Source organism: Paenibacillus sp. S28, from assembly GCF_016624415.1.
GTDB lineage: Bacteria > Bacillota > Bacilli > Paenibacillales > Paenibacillaceae > Paenibacillus_AQ > Paenibacillus_AQ favisporus.
This window is the reverse complement of the sequence record NZ_JACVTM010000014.1, coordinates 32,258-51,340: the sequence shown is the minus strand read 5'-3', so window position 1 is coordinate 51,340 and position 19,083 is coordinate 32,258. Positions and strand designations below refer to the sequence as shown.

The 19,083-nt window shown below is 54.9% G+C and carries 16 protein-coding genes; all 16 read left to right on the top strand.

Translation table 11 applies throughout. From position 1 onward, the window contains the following. Positions 1-30: 30 nt before the first annotated feature. The 16 genes from ispG (at position 31) to IAE55_RS26000 (ending at position 19,081) form a co-directional block, all read left to right on the top strand. Positions 31-1,128, top strand: coding sequence for a flavodoxin-dependent (E)-4-hydroxy-3-methylbut-2-enyl-diphosphate synthase (gene ispG, locus IAE55_RS26075; RefSeq protein ID WP_076174340.1), 1,098 nt, complete (start codon positions 31-33; stop codon positions 1,126-1,128). 235 nt (positions 1,129-1,363) lie between these two features. After that, a complete protein-coding gene (gene lonB / locus IAE55_RS26070) occupies positions 1,364-3,118 on the top strand; it encodes an ATP-dependent protease LonB (RefSeq protein WP_145948591.1) in 1,755 nt (584 codons plus the stop codon). 90 nt (positions 3,119-3,208) lie between these two features. Next, positions 3,209-5,545, top strand: coding sequence for an endopeptidase La (gene lon / locus IAE55_RS26065; protein ID WP_200634295.1), 2,337 nt, complete (start codon positions 3,209-3,211; stop codon positions 5,543-5,545). A gap of 17 nt (positions 5,546-5,562) precedes the next feature. Next, the gene (gene yihA / locus IAE55_RS26060; protein WP_200634294.1) at positions 5,563-6,204 is read left to right on the top strand and encodes a ribosome biogenesis GTP-binding protein YihA/YsxC; all 642 of its coding nucleotides are present in this window, start codon (positions 5,563-5,565) and stop codon (positions 6,202-6,204) included. A 334-nt stretch (positions 6,205-6,538) separates the two neighbouring features. Then, on the top strand, positions 6,539-7,126 hold the full coding sequence (locus tag IAE55_RS26055) for a non-ribosomal peptide synthetase module (protein WP_076174350.1): 588 nt from the start codon (positions 6,539-6,541) through the stop codon (positions 7,124-7,126). Positions 7,127-7,434: 308 nt separating this feature from the next. Then, a complete protein-coding gene (gene speD / locus IAE55_RS26050) occupies positions 7,435-7,833 on the top strand; it encodes an adenosylmethionine decarboxylase (RefSeq protein WP_089548381.1) in 399 nt (132 codons plus the stop codon). A gap of 118 nt (positions 7,834-7,951) precedes the next feature. Next, positions 7,952-8,479 carry a hypothetical protein gene (locus IAE55_RS26045; RefSeq protein ID WP_145163086.1) on the top strand — a complete coding sequence of 176 codons (528 nt, stop codon included), beginning with the start codon at positions 7,952-7,954 and terminating at the stop codon, positions 8,477-8,479. A 300-nt stretch (positions 8,480-8,779) separates the two neighbouring features. Continuing rightward, positions 8,780-10,168: a glutamyl-tRNA reductase gene (gene hemA, locus IAE55_RS26040; RefSeq protein ID WP_105446156.1), complete on the top strand. Its 1,389-nt coding sequence runs from the start codon at positions 8,780-8,782 to the stop codon at positions 10,166-10,168. Positions 10,169-10,287: 119 nt separating this feature from the next. Further along, positions 10,288-11,010 (top strand): cytochrome c biogenesis protein CcsA, encoded by a 723-nt coding sequence (gene ccsA / locus IAE55_RS26035; RefSeq protein ID WP_105446195.1) that lies wholly within the window; start codon positions 10,288-10,290, stop codon positions 11,008-11,010. Positions 11,011-11,015: 5 nt separating this feature from the next. Next, the gene (locus IAE55_RS26030; RefSeq protein WP_234489875.1) at positions 11,016-11,666 is read left to right on the top strand and encodes an NAD(P)-dependent oxidoreductase; all 651 of its coding nucleotides are present in this window, start codon (positions 11,016-11,018) and stop codon (positions 11,664-11,666) included. Next, positions 11,666-12,622: a hydroxymethylbilane synthase gene (gene hemC / locus IAE55_RS26025; RefSeq protein WP_105446158.1), complete on the top strand. Its 957-nt coding sequence runs from the start codon at positions 11,666-11,668 to the stop codon at positions 12,620-12,622. Before IAE55_RS26030 ends, hemC begins: the two co-directional genes overlap by 1 nt. Positions 12,623-12,633: 11 nt before the next feature. Next, positions 12,634-14,187, top strand: a complete 1,554-nt coding sequence (cobA, locus tag IAE55_RS26020; protein ID WP_200634293.1) for a uroporphyrinogen-III C-methyltransferase — start codon at positions 12,634-12,636, stop codon at positions 14,185-14,187. A gap of 56 nt (positions 14,188-14,243) precedes the next feature. Continuing rightward, the gene (gene hemB / locus IAE55_RS26015; RefSeq protein ID WP_200634292.1) at positions 14,244-15,242 is read left to right on the top strand and encodes a porphobilinogen synthase; all 999 of its coding nucleotides are present in this window, start codon (positions 14,244-14,246) and stop codon (positions 15,240-15,242) included. Positions 15,243-15,308: 66 nt separating this feature from the next. Further along, positions 15,309-16,610: a glutamate-1-semialdehyde 2,1-aminomutase gene (gene hemL / locus IAE55_RS26010; protein ID WP_181153242.1), complete on the top strand. Its 1,302-nt coding sequence runs from the start codon at positions 15,309-15,311 to the stop codon at positions 16,608-16,610. Beyond that, positions 16,607-17,503 (top strand): RluA family pseudouridine synthase, encoded by an 897-nt coding sequence (locus IAE55_RS26005; RefSeq protein ID WP_200634291.1) that lies wholly within the window; start codon positions 16,607-16,609, stop codon positions 17,501-17,503. Before hemL ends, IAE55_RS26005 begins: the two co-directional genes overlap by 4 nt. 129 nt (positions 17,504-17,632) lie before the next feature. Continuing rightward, a complete protein-coding gene (locus tag IAE55_RS26000) occupies positions 17,633-19,081 on the top strand; it encodes a LysM peptidoglycan-binding domain-containing protein (protein ID WP_258169097.1) in 1,449 nt (482 codons plus the stop codon). The last annotated feature ends 2 nt before the right edge of the window (positions 19,082-19,083 follow it).

The window sequence follows — 19,083 nt, the reverse complement described above, 5'->3', positions numbered from 1 at the left end:
GGAGTCTTGGCGTTATGGGAGAGAACAATCATGTTTTTGAGACAAGACACACGGCCGGTCAAGGTCGGTAATTTGACGATTGGCGGTAACAACGAAGTCATTATCCAAAGCATGTGTACGACGAAGACCGCAAACGTGGAAGCCACGGTGGCGGAAATCCTTCGGCTCGAAGAAGCCGGCTGCCAGATTGTCCGGGTAACGGTCAACAATGTGGAAGCGGCGGAAGCCATTAAAGAGATCAAGAAACGCATTCATATTCCGCTCGTTGCGGATATTCATTTTAACTACCAGCTGGCGCTGAAAGCCATCGAGAACGGCATCGATAAAGTCCGGATCAACCCCGGCAATATCGGCAGCCGCGAGAAGGTGGAAGCGGTCGTCCGCGCTTGTAAAGAGCGCGGGATTCCGATCCGGATCGGCGTAAACGCCGGTTCGCTTGAAGCTCATCTGCTGGAGAAATACGGGTATCCGACGCCTGAAGCTATGGTGGAAAGTGCCCTATATCACATAGGCATTTTGGAAGAGCTCGACTTCCACGATATTATCGTGTCTTTGAAAGCCTCCGACGTGCCGATGGCCATCGAAGCTTACCGTAAAGCGGCCGAAGTGATTCCTTATCCGCTGCACCTTGGTATTACCGAATCGGGAACGCTGTTCTCCGGTACGATCAAGAGCTCGGCGGGCATCGGCGCCCTGCTCTCGATGGGCATCGGCAGCACCGTGCGTATTTCCTTGAGCGCAGATCCGGTGGAAGAAGTCAAAGTGGCGCGTGAGCTGCTCAAGACCTTCGGTCTGATCTCGAACGCCGCAACGCTCGTGTCCTGTCCGACCTGCGGGCGGCTGGACATCGACTTGTTCTCCATCGCCAACGAAGTGGAAGCCTACATCTCCCAGCTGAAAGTGCCGATTAAAGTGTCCGTGCTTGGCTGCGCGGTCAACGGTCCGGGCGAAGCGCGTGAAGCGGACATCGGCATCGCCGGCGGTCGCGGCGAAGGACTCCTTTTCCGTTACGGAGAGATGATCCGCAAAGTGCCGGAAGCCGAAATGGTGGACGAATTGAAGAAGGAAATCGACAGCATCGTCAAAGTATACGAAGAAACCGGAACGATCCCGGGGCGCAAACACTAATTTTGCCGCAAGAAGCCGCAGTCCTGCTTATGCAGTGATGCGGCTTCTTTTTTGAATGAGGGCGGACATTTTCCAAAAAAGATGCAAAAATCCCGGCCCATCCCGTTTACTCATGGGTGAAAAGGCTATACTACCATGTATCAGGCTAACGAACCTATTTCCGGCAAGATGATTTATCAATCTAAAACCATGCCGGAGGAGAAGCCACTGAACTGAGAATCGGGAGGGATTTACTATGGATTTAACCATGATTATGATGCTGGTACAATTTTTCTTTGCGATCATCATCGGCGTCTATTTTTGGAATTTGCTCCGCGGGCAGAAGACGAACCGCACCGCGGTGGATCGGGAATCACGTAAAGAGATGGATAAGCTGCGCAAGCTGCGTTCGGTTTCGCTGACCAAGCCGCTGGCCGAAAAAACGAGACCGCAGTCGCTGCAGGATATCGTCGGACAGAAGGACGGGCTACGTGCGTTGAAGGCCGCGCTGTGCAGCGGGAATCCGCAGCATGTCATTATCTATGGGCCGCCGGGGGTCGGGAAAACCGCAGCCGCCCGGGTTGTGATGGAGGAGGCCAAAAAAAATCCGGCCTCGCCATTTAAAGCCGACGCCAAATTTACCGAAATCGATGCGACCACCGCCCGTTTCGACGAGCGGGGGATTGCCGATCCATTAATCGGATCGGTCCATGACCCGATCTATCAGGGGGCGGGCTCCATGGGCGTCGCCGGCATTCCTCAGCCTAAACCGGGTGCGGTTACGAAAGCGCACGGGGGAATTTTGTTTGTCGACGAGATTGGGGAATTGCATCCGATCCAAATGAATAAATTGTTAAAAGTACTGGAGGACCGTAAGGTCCTGCTCGAAAGTGCATACTATAATTCGGAGGACAGCAACACTCCGGCCTATGTGCACGATATTTTCCAGAACGGCCTTCCGGCCGATTTTCGTCTGGTCGGGGCAACGACACGCTCGCCGCAGGAAATTCCGCCGGCGCTGCGTTCGCGCTGTATGGAAATCTTTTTCCGCCCGCTGCTTCCTGAGGAGATCAGCCGCATTGCGGAGGATGCGATTCAAAAGATCGGTCTGAAGCCATGCCCGGAGGCGGTCGAGGTTGTGAAGCAGTATGCGACCAACGGACGCGAGGCGGTCAATATCATTCAGCTGGCAGCAGGTTTGGCCTTGACGGAAAAAAGGGACTCCCTGTCGGCTTCCGACGTCGAATGGGTAGCAAGCAGCAGCCAGCTTCAGCCCCGTCCGGACCGGAAGGTTCCGGAGCGCCCGCAGGTTGGCCTGGTCAACGGCCTTGCCGTGTACGGTCCGAACATGGGAGCACTGCTTGAAATTGAGGTGACTGCCGTTCCAGTCGCCAAAGGACAAGGCGTCTACAATATTACCGGGGTCGTCGAAGAGGAAGAGATCGGCGGGGGCAGCTCCCGAACGCTGCGCCGCAAGAGCATGGCGAAGGGGTCCATCGAAAACGTGCTGACCGTCCTGCGCTCCATGGGTCTTTCGCCTGGCGATTATGATCTGCACATCAATTTCCCTGGAGGAACGCCGATTGACGGTCCTTCTGCCGGCGTTGCCATGGCTACCGCCATCGTTTCGGCGATGAAAGGGCTGCCGGTGGACAATCGACTGGCCATGACGGGCGAAATCAGCATTCACGGTAAAGTGAAGCCGATCGGGGGCGTTATCGCCAAAGTCGAGGCGGCCTTCCAGGCAGGAGCAACGACAGTGATCATTCCGAAGGAAAATTGGCAGACTCTGTTCGAGGATTTGAACGGTCTGCGCGTCATTCCGGTGGAGTCGATCCAGGAAGCGTTCGGGCATATTTTTGGAAGCGAGCTGGACCGTCAAGTCGACAGCAGCGCAGAGGAAACGATCGAACCCAGCGCGGCCCCGGAGACATTCCCGGCAGCTTCAGCTTCCTTCCTGCATGCCAAGCCTGCACGTAACAGCCAAATAACGGATGCCGGCTCCTGCTGATCAGGCTACAAAGATTGGTGTTTTATGTGAACATTTGCTAAAATAAAATCGAATGTCATAACCCTGAGAACGGCTGGAGGTGCAAAAGCGATGGGGCCCAGTAAATCAAAAGGCCGCCGGTTTCCTTTACTGCCTTTGCGAGGCCTTCTAGTCTACCCGAGCATGGTTCTGCATCTCGATGTAGGCCGGGAGAAATCGGTCAAAGCGCTGGAAAAAGCAATGGTGGAAGATAATTTGATTCTCCTTTGTTCTCAGTCCGAGGTGAACATAGAAGAACCAACGCAGGAAGATATTTTCCGGGTTGGCACTGTCGCCAACGTCAGACAGATGCTGAAGCTTCCGAACGGCACCATCCGGGTGCTGGTAGAAGGGATGGAGCGTGCCGAGATCATTCAGTACACGGACAATGAAGAATATTACGAAGTCATTGCCCGCGAGCTGAAGGAGGAAGACAGCGACGATCCTGAAGTGGATGCACTGATGCGTACGGTACTCAGTCAATTCGAGCACTATATTAATTTATCGAAAAAGGTAACGCCCGAGACGCTTGCCGCGGTGTCCGATATCGACGAGCCCGGCAGACTGGCCGACGTCATTACGAGCCATCTGTCGTTAAAAATCAAGGATAAGCAGGATATTCTGGAGACCGTCGACGTTGGCAAACGGCTCGAGAAGCTCCTCGATATTCTGAATAACGAACGCGAAGTGCTGGAGCTCGAACGCAAAATTAACCAGCGCGTCAAGAAGCAGATGGAAAAGACGCAGAAGGAATATTATTTGCGCGAACAGATGAAGGCGATTCAGAAGGAGCTGGGCGAGAAAGAAGGCCGCGCTGGAGAAGTCGAAGAGCTGCGTGAGCAGATGAACAAGCAGGAGCTTCCCGAAAGGGTCAAAGAGAAGGTGGAGAAAGAAATCGACCGTCTCGAGAAAATGCCTGCAAGCTCGGCGGAAGGCGGCGTGATCCGCAATTATCTCGATTGGCTGCTTGGCCTTCCCTGGTCGGCTAAAACCGAGGACGATCTGGATATCCATAAGGCGGAGCAGGTGCTCAACGAGGATCATTACAGCCTCGACAAGCCGAAGGAGCGCGTACTCGAATACCTGGCCGTTCAGAAGCTGGTGAAGAAGATGAAAGGGCCGATTCTGTGCCTGGTCGGACCTCCGGGCGTTGGTAAAACTTCGCTTGCCCGGTCGATCGCCAAATCGCTGAACCGCAAGTTTGTCCGGATATCGCTCGGTGGCGTGCGGGATGAAGCGGAAATCCGCGGTCACCGGCGCACCTATGTTGGAGCGATGCCGGGGCGGATTATCCAGGGAATGAAGAACGCGGGTGCACTGAACCCGGTATTCCTGCTTGATGAGATCGACAAGATGGCTTCGGATTTCCGGGGAGACCCGTCTTCGGCGCTGCTGGAAGTGCTCGATCCGGAGCAGAACAATACGTTCAGCGACCATTTTATCGAGATTCCGTTCGACCTGTCCCAGGTGATGTTTATTACGACGGCGAATGCCATTCATAATATTCCGCGTCCGCTGCTGGACCGAATGGAAGTGCTCAACATCCCGGGTTATACGGAACTGGAGAAGCTTCAAATCGCCATGCGCTATCTGCTGCCGAAGCAGAAACGGGAGCATGGCCTGAACGAAGACCAGCTGGAGATCGGGGAAGAGGCGCTCATGAAAGTGGTCCGCGAGTACACCCGGGAATCCGGCGTACGGAACCTGGAGCAGCAGGTCGCGGCGCTGTGCCGGAAGGCGGCCAAGATCATCGTATCCGAAGAGATCGATAAGATTACCATTGAGCCGGACGATGTCAAGGACTATTTAGGCAGCCCGAACTTCAGATATGGCGTGGCAGATCTCGAGGATCAGATTGGTGCGGTAACCGGCCTGGCCTGGACCGAGGTCGGCGGCGTAACATTGATGGTCGAAGTCACGGTCGTGCCGGGATCCGGCAAGCTGACCCTGACCGGCCAATTAGGGGACGTGATGAAGGAATCGGCGCAGGCCGCTTTCAGCTACACGCGCGCCAAAGCCGATGAGCTTGGCATCGACCCCGATTTTCATGAGAAAAATGATATCCATATTCATATCCCTGAAGGGGCGATTCCGAAAGATGGACCTTCGGCAGGCATTACGATTGCCACGGCCCTCGTGTCGGCCCTGACCAAGAAACATGTCTCCAAAGACATCGCCATGACCGGTGAAATCACCCTGCGCGGCCGGGTGCTGCCGATCGGCGGACTGAAGGAGAAATCGCTGGCTGCGCACCGCGCCGGCTACAAAAAAATACTGCTCCCCAAAGACAACGAGCGGGATCTGCGCGAGATTCCGGACAGTGTCAAAGAAGAAGTGGAGTTTGTTCCGGTGTCCCATATGGACCAGGTGCTGAAGCATGCACTGGTGGAGCAGGCGGGAGTGCATTAGAGAGGGTTTTATTTAACATGAAAGTTACGAATGCAGAATTTATTATCAGCGCCGTCGGCCCTGACCAATATCCTGTGGACGCCTTGCCGGAGATTGCTCTGGCAGGGCGTTCCAATGTCGGCAAGTCCTCGCTCATCAACCGGTTGATCAATCGGAAGAACCTGGCGAGAACAAGCTCGACCCCGGGCAAAACCCAGCATATGAACTACTATCGTATTAATGAGGCTTTGTATTTTGTGGACTTCCCAGGGTACGGCTACGCCAAAGTGTCCAAGACGCAGCGGGCGGCCTGGGGCAAGATGATTGAGAAATACATGCTGGAGCGGCAGACGCTGAAGCTGGTTCTCATGGTGGTGGATCTTCGCCACCCGCCGACCAAGGATGACGTCATGATGTATGACTGGCTTCAGCATTATGACATCCCGATCTGCGTCGTGGCTACGAAAGCAGATAAAATACCGAAGAGCCGCTGGCAGAAACACGTCAAGCAAATGAAGGAGAGCCTACTTCTCCGCAGCCACGATTTGTTCGTCATGTTTTCTTCGGAGCTGGGTGTGGGTAAAGAAGAGTTATGGGCTGTGATCCAGTCATTTACGGAAAACGGCGACTCTCCGCAGTCCGGGGCGGTTCCGCAGGAAGGGCAGCAGGAGAACTCGTAACGCTTCAACTTAACGAAAATGCGATAAATTCGCTGTATACTATAGGGATTCCGACTTTTCGCGGGAGGAAAGTGAGCATCCCATAAGATTTTTCGGCTACAATCCGGTTTAATCCGTTATTTTATGAAATATGAAGGAAATTCATGGTTCGCTCAGCAAGCCAATGCTCGAGGATGTGCTGTATAATAATACTAAAGGTTGTTTAAAGAGGCCTTGAGTGCCTTTAACAATCTTCACCCGCCATGTCCGGCGGAAATTTTTCTTGCGATTATAGAATCGAACCGTGCTGGAGCACATCGTTCTGTAATCATAAAAAAGAATTGAGGAGATTTTTATGGCTCAGCGGTTAGCCACAGAGTATGTTCAAACTACTTTACAAATGACGGAGCAGCAATTGAACCAATTTTTGCATTCGGCGGAAAGCTGTCATGTGCATCCTTATGTGAAAGTACTGGACGGCGGAGGACAAGAAATTGTGCTTGAAGACGAAAGCGGCGAGGCGGTTCATCTCCCTCTGGAGCGTAAAGGTTCGTTATACATCTGTGAATTGTCTTGCCGCTTGGTGAACCCTCATCTGACAAACGCGGTCCGCAAACTGTTCGTCGCCTGCAAAGGAGACGGAATCGTCAATCGCATTTATCAAGGATTCACGATGATGTATTATTATGAAAAAGGCTCGGTTCGCAAAATTGCGGAAGTTACGACTTCCCAGAGTAAGCTGGTGTATGAATATAAGCATACGGCCGGAGAACTCCAGCGGATGTTCCAGCTCACCGAGGTTGAACAGGAAATATCCCGTTTGTACCAAGATATTAATTTTTGGCTCGATGAACGGAACAAAGCGGTGACCCCTGAACAGATTGCTGTCATTGACCAGAAACTGCGCCTCACCACACATAAATGGTTTGCACTTGAGGCTTGAGATGGCCTCGGGGAAAGAGAACCCTTCGGTAACCGAAGGGTTCTTTTTATGTCTCAAACGCCCGGTAAAACGGGTCGGGTGACGCGGGGATGAGTGGCTAAAAATAAATATTTGCAAAGGATAAAAAAGGGTTGCAATTAGGGCGGATAGATGTTATTTTTAATCTCGTTGAAAAGAATTATATAGGAACCAGGATTCACTCAGGACATTGAATGTTGCGAGAGATTATTCCCTCGGGAAGTGAATGACGTAGGTCCTAGCGGATGAAATTTTCAAACATTTTATTCCTAGGAAGGGGGAACCGAAGGATGGAATATTCAACTTTCGGAAGACACGTTGCTGTTGATACTTGGGGTGTAGATTTTGACATGCTGAATGACGCGGAATTTCTTCAGGCTCAAATGGTTGAGGCAGCCGAAGCATGCGGTGCTACAGTCATGTCGGTACAATCCAAGCAGTTTGAACCACAAGGCGCTACAGTACTCGTATTGTTGTCAGAAAGCCACCTCTCGATCCACACGTATCCTGAGAGAGGATTCGCAGCGATCGACTGCTACACTTGCGGTGAGACGGTAGATCCACAGTTGGCCATTGATTACCTGGTATCCGTATTGAAACCTGAGAAAACTTACGCCAAGAAACTGGTGCGCGGTTTGGGTGAATTGACGGTAGAAACCCCTGAACTGAAACAGACCGAGCTGGTGTAACTTCGCGGCACGAATAACGATATCTAAATCATAACCATGGACATCTCCATGGTTATTTGTTTTTTTGGACTCCCATACAATGAGTAGTAAGCTTGTTAACAGGGAGGTTCGCTTAAGCGTGAGAAGGAGAAAACAGAGGGATTTGCTGTTTGTCGGTCTGCTGCTGGTACTGCTTGTCAGCCTTGTCTACCAAGGGTATCGGATGATGTGGCCTCATACCGAAGGAGAGAATGCTGAAAGGATGCTGTTCGAGGTGGCCCAGTTTCAAATGCAGGTGCTGGGAACGTCCCTGGCGGATGCGGCTGGCAGTTCGCGCACCGATGAGCTGAACGCCCTCAAGCTGGCGGCTTATTCGGCGTCGTATGCTCACGACCGGCTGGCAAAAACATTTGGGGACGGTGCCGTCGACCCGCTTAAACCGGTCGGTGATCTGGTTAATGTAATCACAGAGTGGCAAATCGGCGGCAACCGCCTCCTTACCGACGCGGAGAAGGACATGCTGCTTCAGTACAGCCAGCTGTATGCAGGTGTCATGCCTGTATACGAAAAGCTGCTGAGCGAGGACGGGCACGTGATCGCCTCGCAAGCCGGCCAGCTGAAGAAAATCGGCAAAGAACTCGCCAAGACGCTGGAAGAAACGCAATAAAGAGGGTATAAAGCCCAGTGCTTTGTGACACAATAAATCACATGTAATTTCATAAACATTTCAAAAATAGTTCAGAGAGAGCAGGACATTTGTGATATAATGAACACGTTGTTAATGAACGTACCGTAAGAAAAACGTCTATCGACGTACCTTCAAAGAAGACAGACCGCGTTTAAATGTAATTTTTCTTGCAATATCAGGAAGCCATGGCTCTGGAGTTTATACTTTCTGATATTATCAAAAAAACGTCCTGAACTGGATCTTTTTTTTTGAAATGAAACATAGGCAGGTGAACACGTAATGCACATCGTCGTTGTCGGATTAAACTATCGTACAGCGCCTGTAGAAGTGAGGGAACGTTTTACATTTGATCAAAGCGAACTTCCAAAGGCACTCAGCCAGCTGATGCTGACGAAAAGTGTAATGGAAGGCGTGATTGTGGCTACGTGCAACCGCACTGAAATATACGTGGTGGTAGACCGTCTTCATATGTGCGGATATTTCATCCGCAGTTTTGTGGAGCAATGGTTTGACATCCCAAGGGAAGAATTTACAAAGCATTTATATATATATGAGGACGAGCAGGCCATTTCCCATTTGTTCCGGGTGACCTGCGGTCTGGACTCCATGGTGATCGGGGAGACGCAAATTTTGGGTCAGGTCCGCAGCGCCTTTCTGCAGAGCCAGGAGGAGAAAGCGACGGGCACCTGGTTCAACATGCTGTTCAAGCAGGCCGTGACCCTAGGCAAGAGAGCCCATTCGGAGACTTCCATTGGGGAAAGCGCAGTGTCCGTGAGCTACGCGGCCGTTGAGCTGGGCAAACGGATTTTTGGCATGTTCAACGACAAGAAGGTGCTCATTCTCGGCGCCGGCAAAATGAGCGAGCTGACCGTCAAGCACCTGTACGCGAACGGGGCCGAAGAGGTGATCGTCGCCAACCGGACCCTCGCGCGGGCGGAAGAGCTGGCCAACAAGTTTCAAGGTACGCCGTGCACGATGGAGCAGGCGATTGCCCGGCTTCACGAAGTGGACATCCTGATCAGCTCGACGGGTGCAAAGGATTATGTCCTTACGCCGGCGCAGGTCAGCGAGAGCATGAAGAAGCGGCAATCCCGACCGCTGTTTATGATTGATATCGCAGTGCCGCGGGACATTGATCCGGCTATCGCCGAGATTAGCAACGTATTCCTGTATGATATTGACGACCTGGAAGGAATCGTTGAGAGCAACCTCGAAATGCGCCGGGCCGAAGCGGCGAAGATCGAAGTGATGATCGAAGAGGAGAAGACGGCGTTCTATCAATGGCTCAAGACGCTCGGCATCCGGCCGGCGATCCGTGCGCTTCAGGAGAAGTCCACGGCGATTCATGAAGAGACGCTGGAAAGCCTGTTTAACAAGCTGCCTGAACTGAACGACCATCAGCGCAAAGTCATCCGCCGGTTGACCAAGAGCATCGTCAATCAGATGATGCACGATCCGATCAACCGCTTGAAGGAAATGGCCGGCGGCAAGGAAGGCAACGAGGCGCTAGAGTTTTTCACACATATATTTGCTTTGGAAGAGGACATGAATGCGTCCGGTCATGGCAGCAGCGTCATGGAGAAATCCGGCACGGTCCCGCAAGGGATCAGCAAGAACCCATCGGACATGAAGCTGTCCAAGGTTTCTTTGACTCCTGCAAGCCTGTAAGCCGGTAGGGGGAGTTGACATTGCTCACTGGTTTTTACGATGCCGGCATTTATATCTACGCCCTGAGCCTTCTGTTTTTTATCTCGGATTGCATACGACGCAATCAGGGGGCAAAGCGGATGGGTACAGGGCTTCTTGTTGTAGTTGGCGTTTTGCAGGGAGGCGCGCTTCTGATCAGAGCGTGGCAGGAGAGCATGCTGCCGATCTTTACCCCATTTGATTTTTTGCTCTTATTTTCATTTAGTATCGTTATCGCCGCGCTGATCATGAACTGGGTGCAGCGGTCGGAGTTTGCCGTCCTGCTGCTCGGCATCATCGGATTCAGCGCCATGGTGCTGAACCGTTTATGGTTTGCGGCCGGGAATAACCCGCTGCGTCATTGGGAGACGGTACACGGCCTGCTCATTCTGCATATCACGCTTGCCAACCTAAGCTTCGCCGTTTACACCATTGCCGCCGTATTTGCCGGCATGTATTTGTTTCTTCATAGAAGGCTGAAAGGGAAAAAATGGAGCGACACCGTCCGCCGGCTGCCGAGTCTTGAGCTGATGGACAAGTATACGTACCTGCTCGCATCGATCGGAACTCCGCTCTTATCCGTTTCGTTCATCGTCGCGGTGCTGTCGCTTATTTCCGAAGGCAAGCTCAGCCTGCTGCTGGACTTGAAAGTAGTGGCTACGCTTGCCGGACTGGCGATTTATTATTTTTTTCTGATTCGTAAACGTTCCAAACAGCATTCCGGTCAAGTAATGGCCCAGTGGATTCTGATCGGATATGCGTTTATTATATTTATTTTCGTACTGAATACGTGGTCCGATTTTCACCGTTGGACAGGAGAGTGAGTCCTTTGTCGGTATATTTGCCCGTAATGCTGGATTGCAAGGGGCGCTGCTGCGCCGTGGTGGGCGGCGGGGCCGTGGCCGAAAGAAAGGTAAACTCCCTGCTTGCGGCTTCGGCCGATGTGACGGTGATCAGTCCGGAAGTGACGCAAGGGCTGTGGCAGCTTGTAATGGAAGGCCGGATCCGCTGGATTCCCCGCGAGTACGCGGCGGGAGATTTGGCGGGGGCCTTTTTGGTCTATGCGGCAACCTCCTCGCCTGACGTGAACGGTGCCGTGATCGACGAAGCAGAGCGTATGGGTGCGCTGGCAAACGCGGCCGGCGGCAGTAAGCCGGGTTCTTTTATCAGCCCGAGCGTGCTGCGCCGGGGCAGGCTGGTGATCGCCGTGTCCACATCGGGCGCCGGACCGGCGCTGGCCGCGGAGATTTGCGACAGGCTGGAGGATGAATACGGCCCTGAATACGAGGAATATCTCGAATGGATGTACCGGATGCGCAGCAGCATCAAGAGGCAGGTTACGCGCCCGGAAAGCCGGCAAAGATTATTAATGAAAGCGGCAGAGCTTGAAGTGCTGGATGAAATCCGCAAGGGCACGTTTGAGCCGTGGGATACGGAACAAATCAAGCAATGGATTGCGAACAACCAGGAGGAATCATGATGCGGACAATCGTAGTAGGCAGCAGACAAAGCGCATTGGCATTAACGCAGACAGGGCAGGTCATCGACCAGCTGAAGCAGCTGTGCGCGGAACACGGGTTTGATTTTCAATTCGAAGTGAAAAAGATCGTGACGAAAGGCGACCGCATTTTGGATGTGACGTTGTCCAAGGTTGGCGGGAAAGGCTTGTTCGTTAAAGAAATCGAGCAGGCTATGCTGGACGGCGAAATCGATATGGCCGTGCACAGCATGAAGGACATGCCTTCGGTTCTCCCCGAGGGTCTGATGAACGGTGCGGTGCCCCGCCGTGTTGACCCGAGGGACTGTCTCATTTCCCTTCATGGGAAAAGCATTGACGAGCTTCCGCAGGGAGCGAAAGTGGGAACGAGCAGCCTGCGCCGCTCCAGCCAGCTGAAGGCTCACCGGCCGGACCTGGAACTGGAGCCTGTTCGCGGGAATATTGACTCGCGTCTGCGCAAGCTCGAGACGGAAGGCTTCCAGGCGATCATTCTCGCCGCTGCCGGGCTGTACCGCATGGGCTGGGAGGATAAAATCAGCTCGTATATTCCGGTGGAGACCTGCCTGCCGGCTGTTGGCCAAGGAGCGCTCGGCATCGAATGCCGCGAAGATGATGCGGATCTGCGCAGACTGCTTGATTTATATAACGATAAGGAATCGGAGCTGACCGTTGCTGCCGAACGCAAATTTCTCGCCGTGCTGAACGGCGGCTGCCAGGTGCCGATCGGGGCACACGCCGTACTCGTTCCGTTCGAGGCGGAGCATTCCCAAGAGACTCCGCCCGTTATACAATTAACGGGAATGGTAGGATCTCCCGAAGGGGACGTCATTTTAAAAGAAACGCTGACGGGAACGGATCCACTGAAGCTTGGGGAAGACGTTGCCAATAAGCTGATTGCCCAGGGAGCCGAGACAATACTGGAACAGACCAGGGAGTAGGGGATGAGAACATGGCGGGAAGAGTATTTTTGGTGGGAGCCGGGCCCGGGCATGCCAAATTAATTACGGTAAAAGGGCTGGAATGCCTGCAAAAGGCGGATGTCGTCGTGTATGACCGCCTGGCGGGGCCGCAGCTGCTGCATTCCCTCAAGCCTGGAACGGAAAAAATATACGTCGGCAAGCTCCCGGACCGCCATACGATGAAGCAGGAAGAGATCAACCAGCTGCTGGTGGACCTTGCCCTGCAGGGCAAAACGGTCGTGCGGCTGAAGGGCGGCGATCCGACGATATTCGGACGCGTAGGTGAGGAAGCTGAGCTGCTAAGGCGAAACGGCATTCCTTATGAAATCGTGCCCGGCATTACGGCGGCGATCGGGGTACCGGCGTACGCAGGCATTCCGGTGACCCACCGGGATTTGGCCTCTTCCTTGTCCATCATCACCGGGCATGAGAGCCCGGACAAGCTGGACCGGATGATCGAATGGGACAAGGTCACGAACGCGACCGGAACGCTGGTCTTTATGATGGGCGTGGCCAAGATCGGTTATATCGCCGAGCAGCTGATGCGCCATGGACGCAACCCCGACACGCCGGTGGCCTTGATCCGGTGGGGGACGCGGGCGGAGCAGGCGGTGCTCGCCGGGACGCTCGCCGACATCGCGGAGAAAGTGAAGCAGGCGGACTTTCAGCCGCCGGCCGTCATCGTTGTCGGCGACGTCGTGCGGCAGCGCGAGCAGCTCAAATGGGCGGAGTCGCAGCCGCTGTTCGGCAAGCGGATCCTGGTCACCCGCTCCCGGGCCCAGGCAAGCGATCTGGTCAACCGGATCGAGGAGCTCGGCGGGGAGCCCTACGAATTTCCCGTGATCGAGACGGTGTATCCCGAAGCGCCCGAGCTTAAACAGGGCCTCAAGGACGCCTTCGACCGGCTCGGTGAATACGACTGGGTGTTCTTCACCAGCACCAACGGTGTCGACTACTTCTTCCGCCATTTGAAGGAGCAGGGGAAGGACATCCGGCAGCTGCACCGGGCGCGAATTGCGGCGGTCGGCCCGGCCACAGCCGAAGAGCTCGGGCAGCGGGGCATCATCCCCGTAGAGCTGCCGGACCGCTTCCAGCAGGAGGGACTGATCGAGTCGCTGGGCAGCCAGCTGCTCGCCGGCCAGAAGGTCTTCCTTCCGCGCGGGGATCTGGCACGAAACTGGCTGCCTGAGAAGCTCGCCGAGATGGGACTCGAGGTCACCAGCGCCGTGATGTACCAGACGATCACCGGGCGGGAGGACGATCCCGAATTGATCCGGCTGCTGGAAGAGGGCGGGATTCATGCCGTGACGTTTACCAGCTCGTCGACGGTGAACAATCTGCTCTCGATTTTACAGCGGATGGGAGTGCAGGACCCGGCAGCGCTGCTGCAGGGCGTGGAAGTTGCATGTATTGGAGAAATTACGGCCAAGACAGCCCGTGACGCGGGCCTTGAAGTAGGCATCATTGCCGAAGAAGCGACGCTGGACAGCCTTGTCCGGTCGCTGTGCCTGTGGAACGCGGAAGCTGCGGCCGCATCAGAATAGAAGGGTCTGGGATGATCCTAGACTCGTAAATATCTACCAACAGGAGGTTTACAGCTATGAGTTTTCCAATGGTAAGACACCGGCGCCTCCGCCAGTCCGCGGGCATGCGGAACATGGTGCGCGAAACGGTGCTGAACGTGAATGACCTGATCATGCCGATTTTTGTAACCTATGGAGAAAACATAAAAAACGAGATTTCATCCATGCCGGGAGTCTATCATTTTTCGCTGGACCGGCTGAAAGAAGAAGTGGACGAAATTGCCTCCCTCGGCATTCCGGCCGTGCTGTTGTTCGGCATTCCGGAAACGAAGGACAGCATCGGCTCCTCGGCCTTTGCGGCAGACGGCATCGTGCAGGAAGCGACACGCCTGATCAAGTCCTGGTATCCGGACCTGCTCGTCGTAGCCGACACCTGCCTCTGCGAGTTTACGGATCATGGACACTGCGGCATGGTGCATACCTATGAACGGGATGGCCATGTGTGCGGTGACGTCATGAATGATGAATCGCTGGAGCTGCTGGTCAAAACGGCGGTGTCCCAGGCGAAAGCCGGCGCCGATATTATCGCCCCGTCCAACATGATGGACGGCTTCGTGCAGGCGATCCGCGCAGGGCTTGATGAGAACGGATTTGAGCATATTCCGATCATGTCTTATTCGGTCAAATATGCTTCCGCCTTCTACGGCCCATTCCGCGAAGCAGCCGACTCGGCACCCCAGTTCGGCGACCGCAAAACCTACCAGATGGATCCGGCCAACGCGCGCGAAGCGCTGCGTGAAGCGGAATCCGATGTGCTTGAAGGGGCCGACATGCTGATGGTCAAGCCTTCTTTGTCCTATATGGACATTATGCGCACGCTGAAAGATCAGTTCGACCTTCCGCTCGTCGCCTACAATGTGAGCGGGGAGTACTCCATGGTCAAAGCGGCGGCCATTCAAGGCTGGATCGACGAAAAAGCCGTGGTGCAGGAAATGCTGACGAGCATGAAGCGCGCCGGCGCGGATATCATTATTACTTATTTTGCCAAAGACGTGGCCCGGTGGATCAAGGGATAACCGAAGCATCGGAGCAAAATCCCCGCATTGCGGGGTGATTTAAACCGATAGATTGGAGTGAATGACATGAGCAGTATGTCAGGAAAGCGCAAGGAGGAGGCTTCCCGGTCGGCCTTTGAAGAAGCCAAGCAATATATTCCCGGCGGGGTGAACAGTCCGGTCCGCGCCTTTAAATCGGTCGGCCTTACGCCGATTTATGTGGACCATGCCCAAGGATCGCGCGTGTACGATATTGATGGCAACAGTTTTATCGACTACGTCGGCTCCTGGGGACCCCTGATTATGGGACACGCCCATCCGGAAGTGATTGCTGCGGTTCAGGAAACGGCGGCCAAAGGCACGAGCTTTGGCGCTCCTACGCTGATTGAGACGGAGATGGCCAAGCTCGTGTGCGAGCGTGTTCCTTCTATCGACATCGTCCGGATGGTCAATTCCGGTACGGAAGCGACGATGAGCGCGATTCGCCTGGCCCGCGGGTACACGGGACGCAGCAAAATTTTGAAATTCGAAGGCTCCTACCATGGACACGCGGACAGCCTGCTCATCAAAGCCGGCTCCGGGGTGGCGACGCTGGGTCTGCCTGACAGCCCGGGCGTGCCGGAAAGCGTGGCCAGCAACACGATCACGGTTGCATACAACGACCTTGAGTCCGTTACGCTTGCTTTTGAACGTTTTGGCGAGGAGATCGCCTGCGTTATCGTGGAGCCGGTAGCCGGCAACATGGGCGTCGTGCCTCCGCTTCCGGGCTTTCTGGAGGGCTTGCGCGAAATTACAACGAAATACGGTAGCCTGCTCATTTTTGATGAGGTCATGACCGGGTTCCGTGTTCATTTGAACTGTGCCCAAGGCCGGTTCGGCATTACGCCTGACCTGACTTGCCTGGGCAAGGTCATCGGCGGCGGACTGCCTGTCGGCGCATACGGTGGCAAACGCGAAATTATGGAGAAAGTGGCGCCGTCGGGTCCGATTTATCAAGCGGGCACGCTGAGCGGAAATCCGCTGGCCATGGCAGCCGGGTTTACGACGCTGAAGCTCCTGACGTCTGCCGTATATGACCAGCTGGAAGAGCGCGCAGCCCGTCTGGAGGCCGGTTTTGTGAAAAATGCCAAAGAGCTTGGCATTCCGGTGACGATTAACCGCGTCGGTTCCATGGTATGTCCTTTCTTCACGGAAGGGCCTGTCGTGAATTACGATACGGCGAAGACGAGCGACATTCCGCGCTTCACCAAATATTTCGGCAATCTGATTGAGGAAGGCGTGAGCGTGGCTCCTTCCCAATTTGAGGGGATGTTTGTATCGGCTGCCCATAGCATCGAAGACATCGATGCGACGATCGAAGCCAATTACAACGCCCTCAAGCAGCTGTGAGCCTGAACCACTGGCTCCGGCGCGGGGAATGGCTGGAGCTGGCTCCGGGCAAAAAAATTGCATCGGCCGAAGACCGCGAAGCGGCGGCCGCGGCGTGGCTGCTGAATGAGGCAGGCATGCCGGAGAAGCTGCTTGGACAGCTTAAGGCATCAAATGGCATCGAGTGGAAAGGGGACCGGCTACGGCTGGCCCTTTTTGCTGCCCGCAAGGCGGGGATCGAGCCTATCTGGATGGATCTCACCGTGCTGTACGAGGACGACTTCTGCCTGGTCGTTCACAAGCCTGCCGGGATGAAGGTTCACCCGGATGGACGCTCCGACGAAATCACGTTGGATCATGCCGTGGCCGCCCATTATCAGATGCAGGGGGAAGAGATTGCGGTCAGGCATATTCATCGGCTCGACCAGCATACCACTGGGCCCGTGCTGTATGCCAAAAATGACTGGGCGCAGCTTGTGCTGGACAAGGAGATGAGCGGCAAGCGGATTTCGCGGATTTACGCCGCCTTTGTCGAGGGGCGGATCCCTGCGGATCTGAAGGTCATCGACCTGCCCATCGGCAAGGACCGCCATCACAAGCAGCGCAGACGGGTGTCTCCGGGAGGGCAATCTGCGGTGACCCGGATTCTCCATGCAGAAGCCGGGAATCAAGCCAGCCTCGTCTACTTGGAACTGGAAACCGGACGGACGCATCAGATCCGCGTTCATCTCAGTCATGTCGGCCACCCGCTGCTGGGTGATGCCCTGTATGGCGGAAGCATGTCCGCCATCGGCAGGCAGGCGCTTCACGGGGAGCGTCTCTCTTTCGCCCATCCGCTCACACTCGAGCAGATTGAGGTGAGCGATCCGTGGCCCGAGGATATGGAGCGTCTCAAAGCCCTTGTGAGAGCGTAAACCTAAGTATCATATGAAAACTGGCATGCTCCTCTTTTTAAAGCATATAAATAGAACGAGTAACGATTTTGGCTCGTGCTGTGGGGATGGCCCACGGTTAGAAATATGCCGAAAAGGAGGACGTTATTTGTGTTTGACCAGTCCTACGGTTTACGCTTTGACATTTACGAACGCATTCATTTAAACGAAGACGTGGCGGGAATCGAAGAACTCGAGGAAATCGAGCTGCTTCCGCATATTCAAGTGATCAGCCAGGACGAACAAGCCAGTCTGCGCGGGCATCTGCTCCTGTCGGGGCTGTACAGAAGCGAAGGTGAGGAAGAAGGGACGCAGCGGCTGGAGCATTTCATTCCAGTGGAAATTACGGTTCCCTTGAACCGGGTAACCTCGCTGGATGACATTGCGGTGGAAATCGAAAATTTCGACGTCGACCTGCTGTCCAAACGAAGCCTGAATATTACGGGCGTTCTCTCTCTGCGCGGCATCGAGACTCAGGTCGCGGAATCACCCGCCTGGAAAGCGGACGAATTCACGGTGGTTCATGCACCGGATGAGGACATTCCGGAGGAAGCGGCTATCTTCGCGCAAGAGCGGGAGGAAGAACCGGCTTCGGCAGAACCGGAACAGCGTGAATTCACGCCGCCGGACGACCCTGCGCCTGTCTGGACCGCACCGGCTCCGTCCTTTGCGCCGCCTCAGTCCCAAATTCAGGCAGAGCAGCCGGAACAGGTTCCGATCGAAGCCACGGAAGCCGATGACTCGGATGAAGCACGGGAAGCGGCAGCCTGGGAAGCCGTATGGCAAGCGGCTGCTGTTCCTCCGTCCGAGCCGGAGGAAGCGGCTGTGCCTCAGGCGTCCGATTCCCGTGAAACTGCGCCGTCTACCGCATGGGAATTTGCCCGCGAACCTGAGCGGGAAGCGGCAGCGCCTCCGCCGCAGGTGGCCGGATTATCCGCTTTACATACGGACAAGGAACCATCAGACCGGACAGCGGAGCCCCAGTACCCGAACAAGTGGCATTTTGAGCATGAAGAGGAGTCGGAGCTGCTGCATCCGGAAGCGACGGCGGTTCAGGCGGATGAAGAACAGGAAGAAGACATCTATTTGAACGCGGCGGGTAAAGACCCGTTCAGCGAGCCTACGTTCCCGTTTGGAGCTTTCCAGGATAAAGTTCAGCAGGAAGAACCGCCTGAAGACCGGGAAATGCGGATTGCGCTCGGAAGCAAGAAGGAACCCGAGTCCGGCGAGAAGGAAGCGATCGGTTTTTCCTCGATCTTGTCCTCAAGCCGTTCGATCAAGGAGCTTGAGTACCAGCAGGCACAGGAGGAGCAGCAGGCTGCTGATGCCGCCGCCAGCGCGGGTGCTGCTGAAGCCGATGATATCAAATGGAAGAACCTGTTCCTCGGCAGTATCTCCGAGCAGACTCCTTTCCGTAAGGTCCGGCTGTGCATCGTTCAGCGGGAAGAGACGCTCGAGACGATCGCCGACCGTTATCAGCTGACGCCGCGGGAGCTAGTGCTGTACAACCGGCTGGCGGACCAGACCGTGCAGGAAGGTCAAGTTCTGTACATCCCGTAACG

Coding starts and splice junctions, on each gene's coding strand:
- speD (WP_089548381.1), top strand. CDS start 7,435: ATGGAATATTCAACTTTCGGAAGACACGTTGCTGTTGATACTTGGGGT.
- lon (WP_200634295.1), top strand. CDS start 3,209: ATGGGGCCCAGTAAATCAAAAGGCCGCCGGTTTCCTTTACTGCCTTTG.
- cobA (WP_200634293.1), top strand. CDS start 12,634: ATGGCGGGAAGAGTATTTTTGGTGGGAGCCGGGCCCGGGCATGCCAAA.
- hemA (WP_105446156.1), top strand. CDS start 8,780: ATGCACATCGTCGTTGTCGGATTAAACTATCGTACAGCGCCTGTAGAA.
- ccsA (WP_105446195.1), top strand. CDS start 10,288: ATGGGTACAGGGCTTCTTGTTGTAGTTGGCGTTTTGCAGGGAGGCGCG.
- ispG (WP_076174340.1), top strand. CDS start 31: ATGTTTTTGAGACAAGACACACGGCCGGTCAAGGTCGGTAATTTGACG.
- hemL (WP_181153242.1), top strand. CDS start 15,309: ATGAGCAGTATGTCAGGAAAGCGCAAGGAGGAGGCTTCCCGGTCGGCC.
- yihA (WP_200634294.1), top strand. CDS start 5,563: ATGAAAGTTACGAATGCAGAATTTATTATCAGCGCCGTCGGCCCTGAC.
- hemC (WP_105446158.1), top strand. CDS start 11,666: ATGCGGACAATCGTAGTAGGCAGCAGACAAAGCGCATTGGCATTAACG.
- lonB (WP_145948591.1), top strand. CDS start 1,364: ATGGATTTAACCATGATTATGATGCTGGTACAATTTTTCTTTGCGATC.
- IAE55_RS26055 (WP_076174350.1), top strand. CDS start 6,539: ATGGCTCAGCGGTTAGCCACAGAGTATGTTCAAACTACTTTACAAATG.
- hemB (WP_200634292.1), top strand. CDS start 14,244: ATGAGTTTTCCAATGGTAAGACACCGGCGCCTCCGCCAGTCCGCGGGC.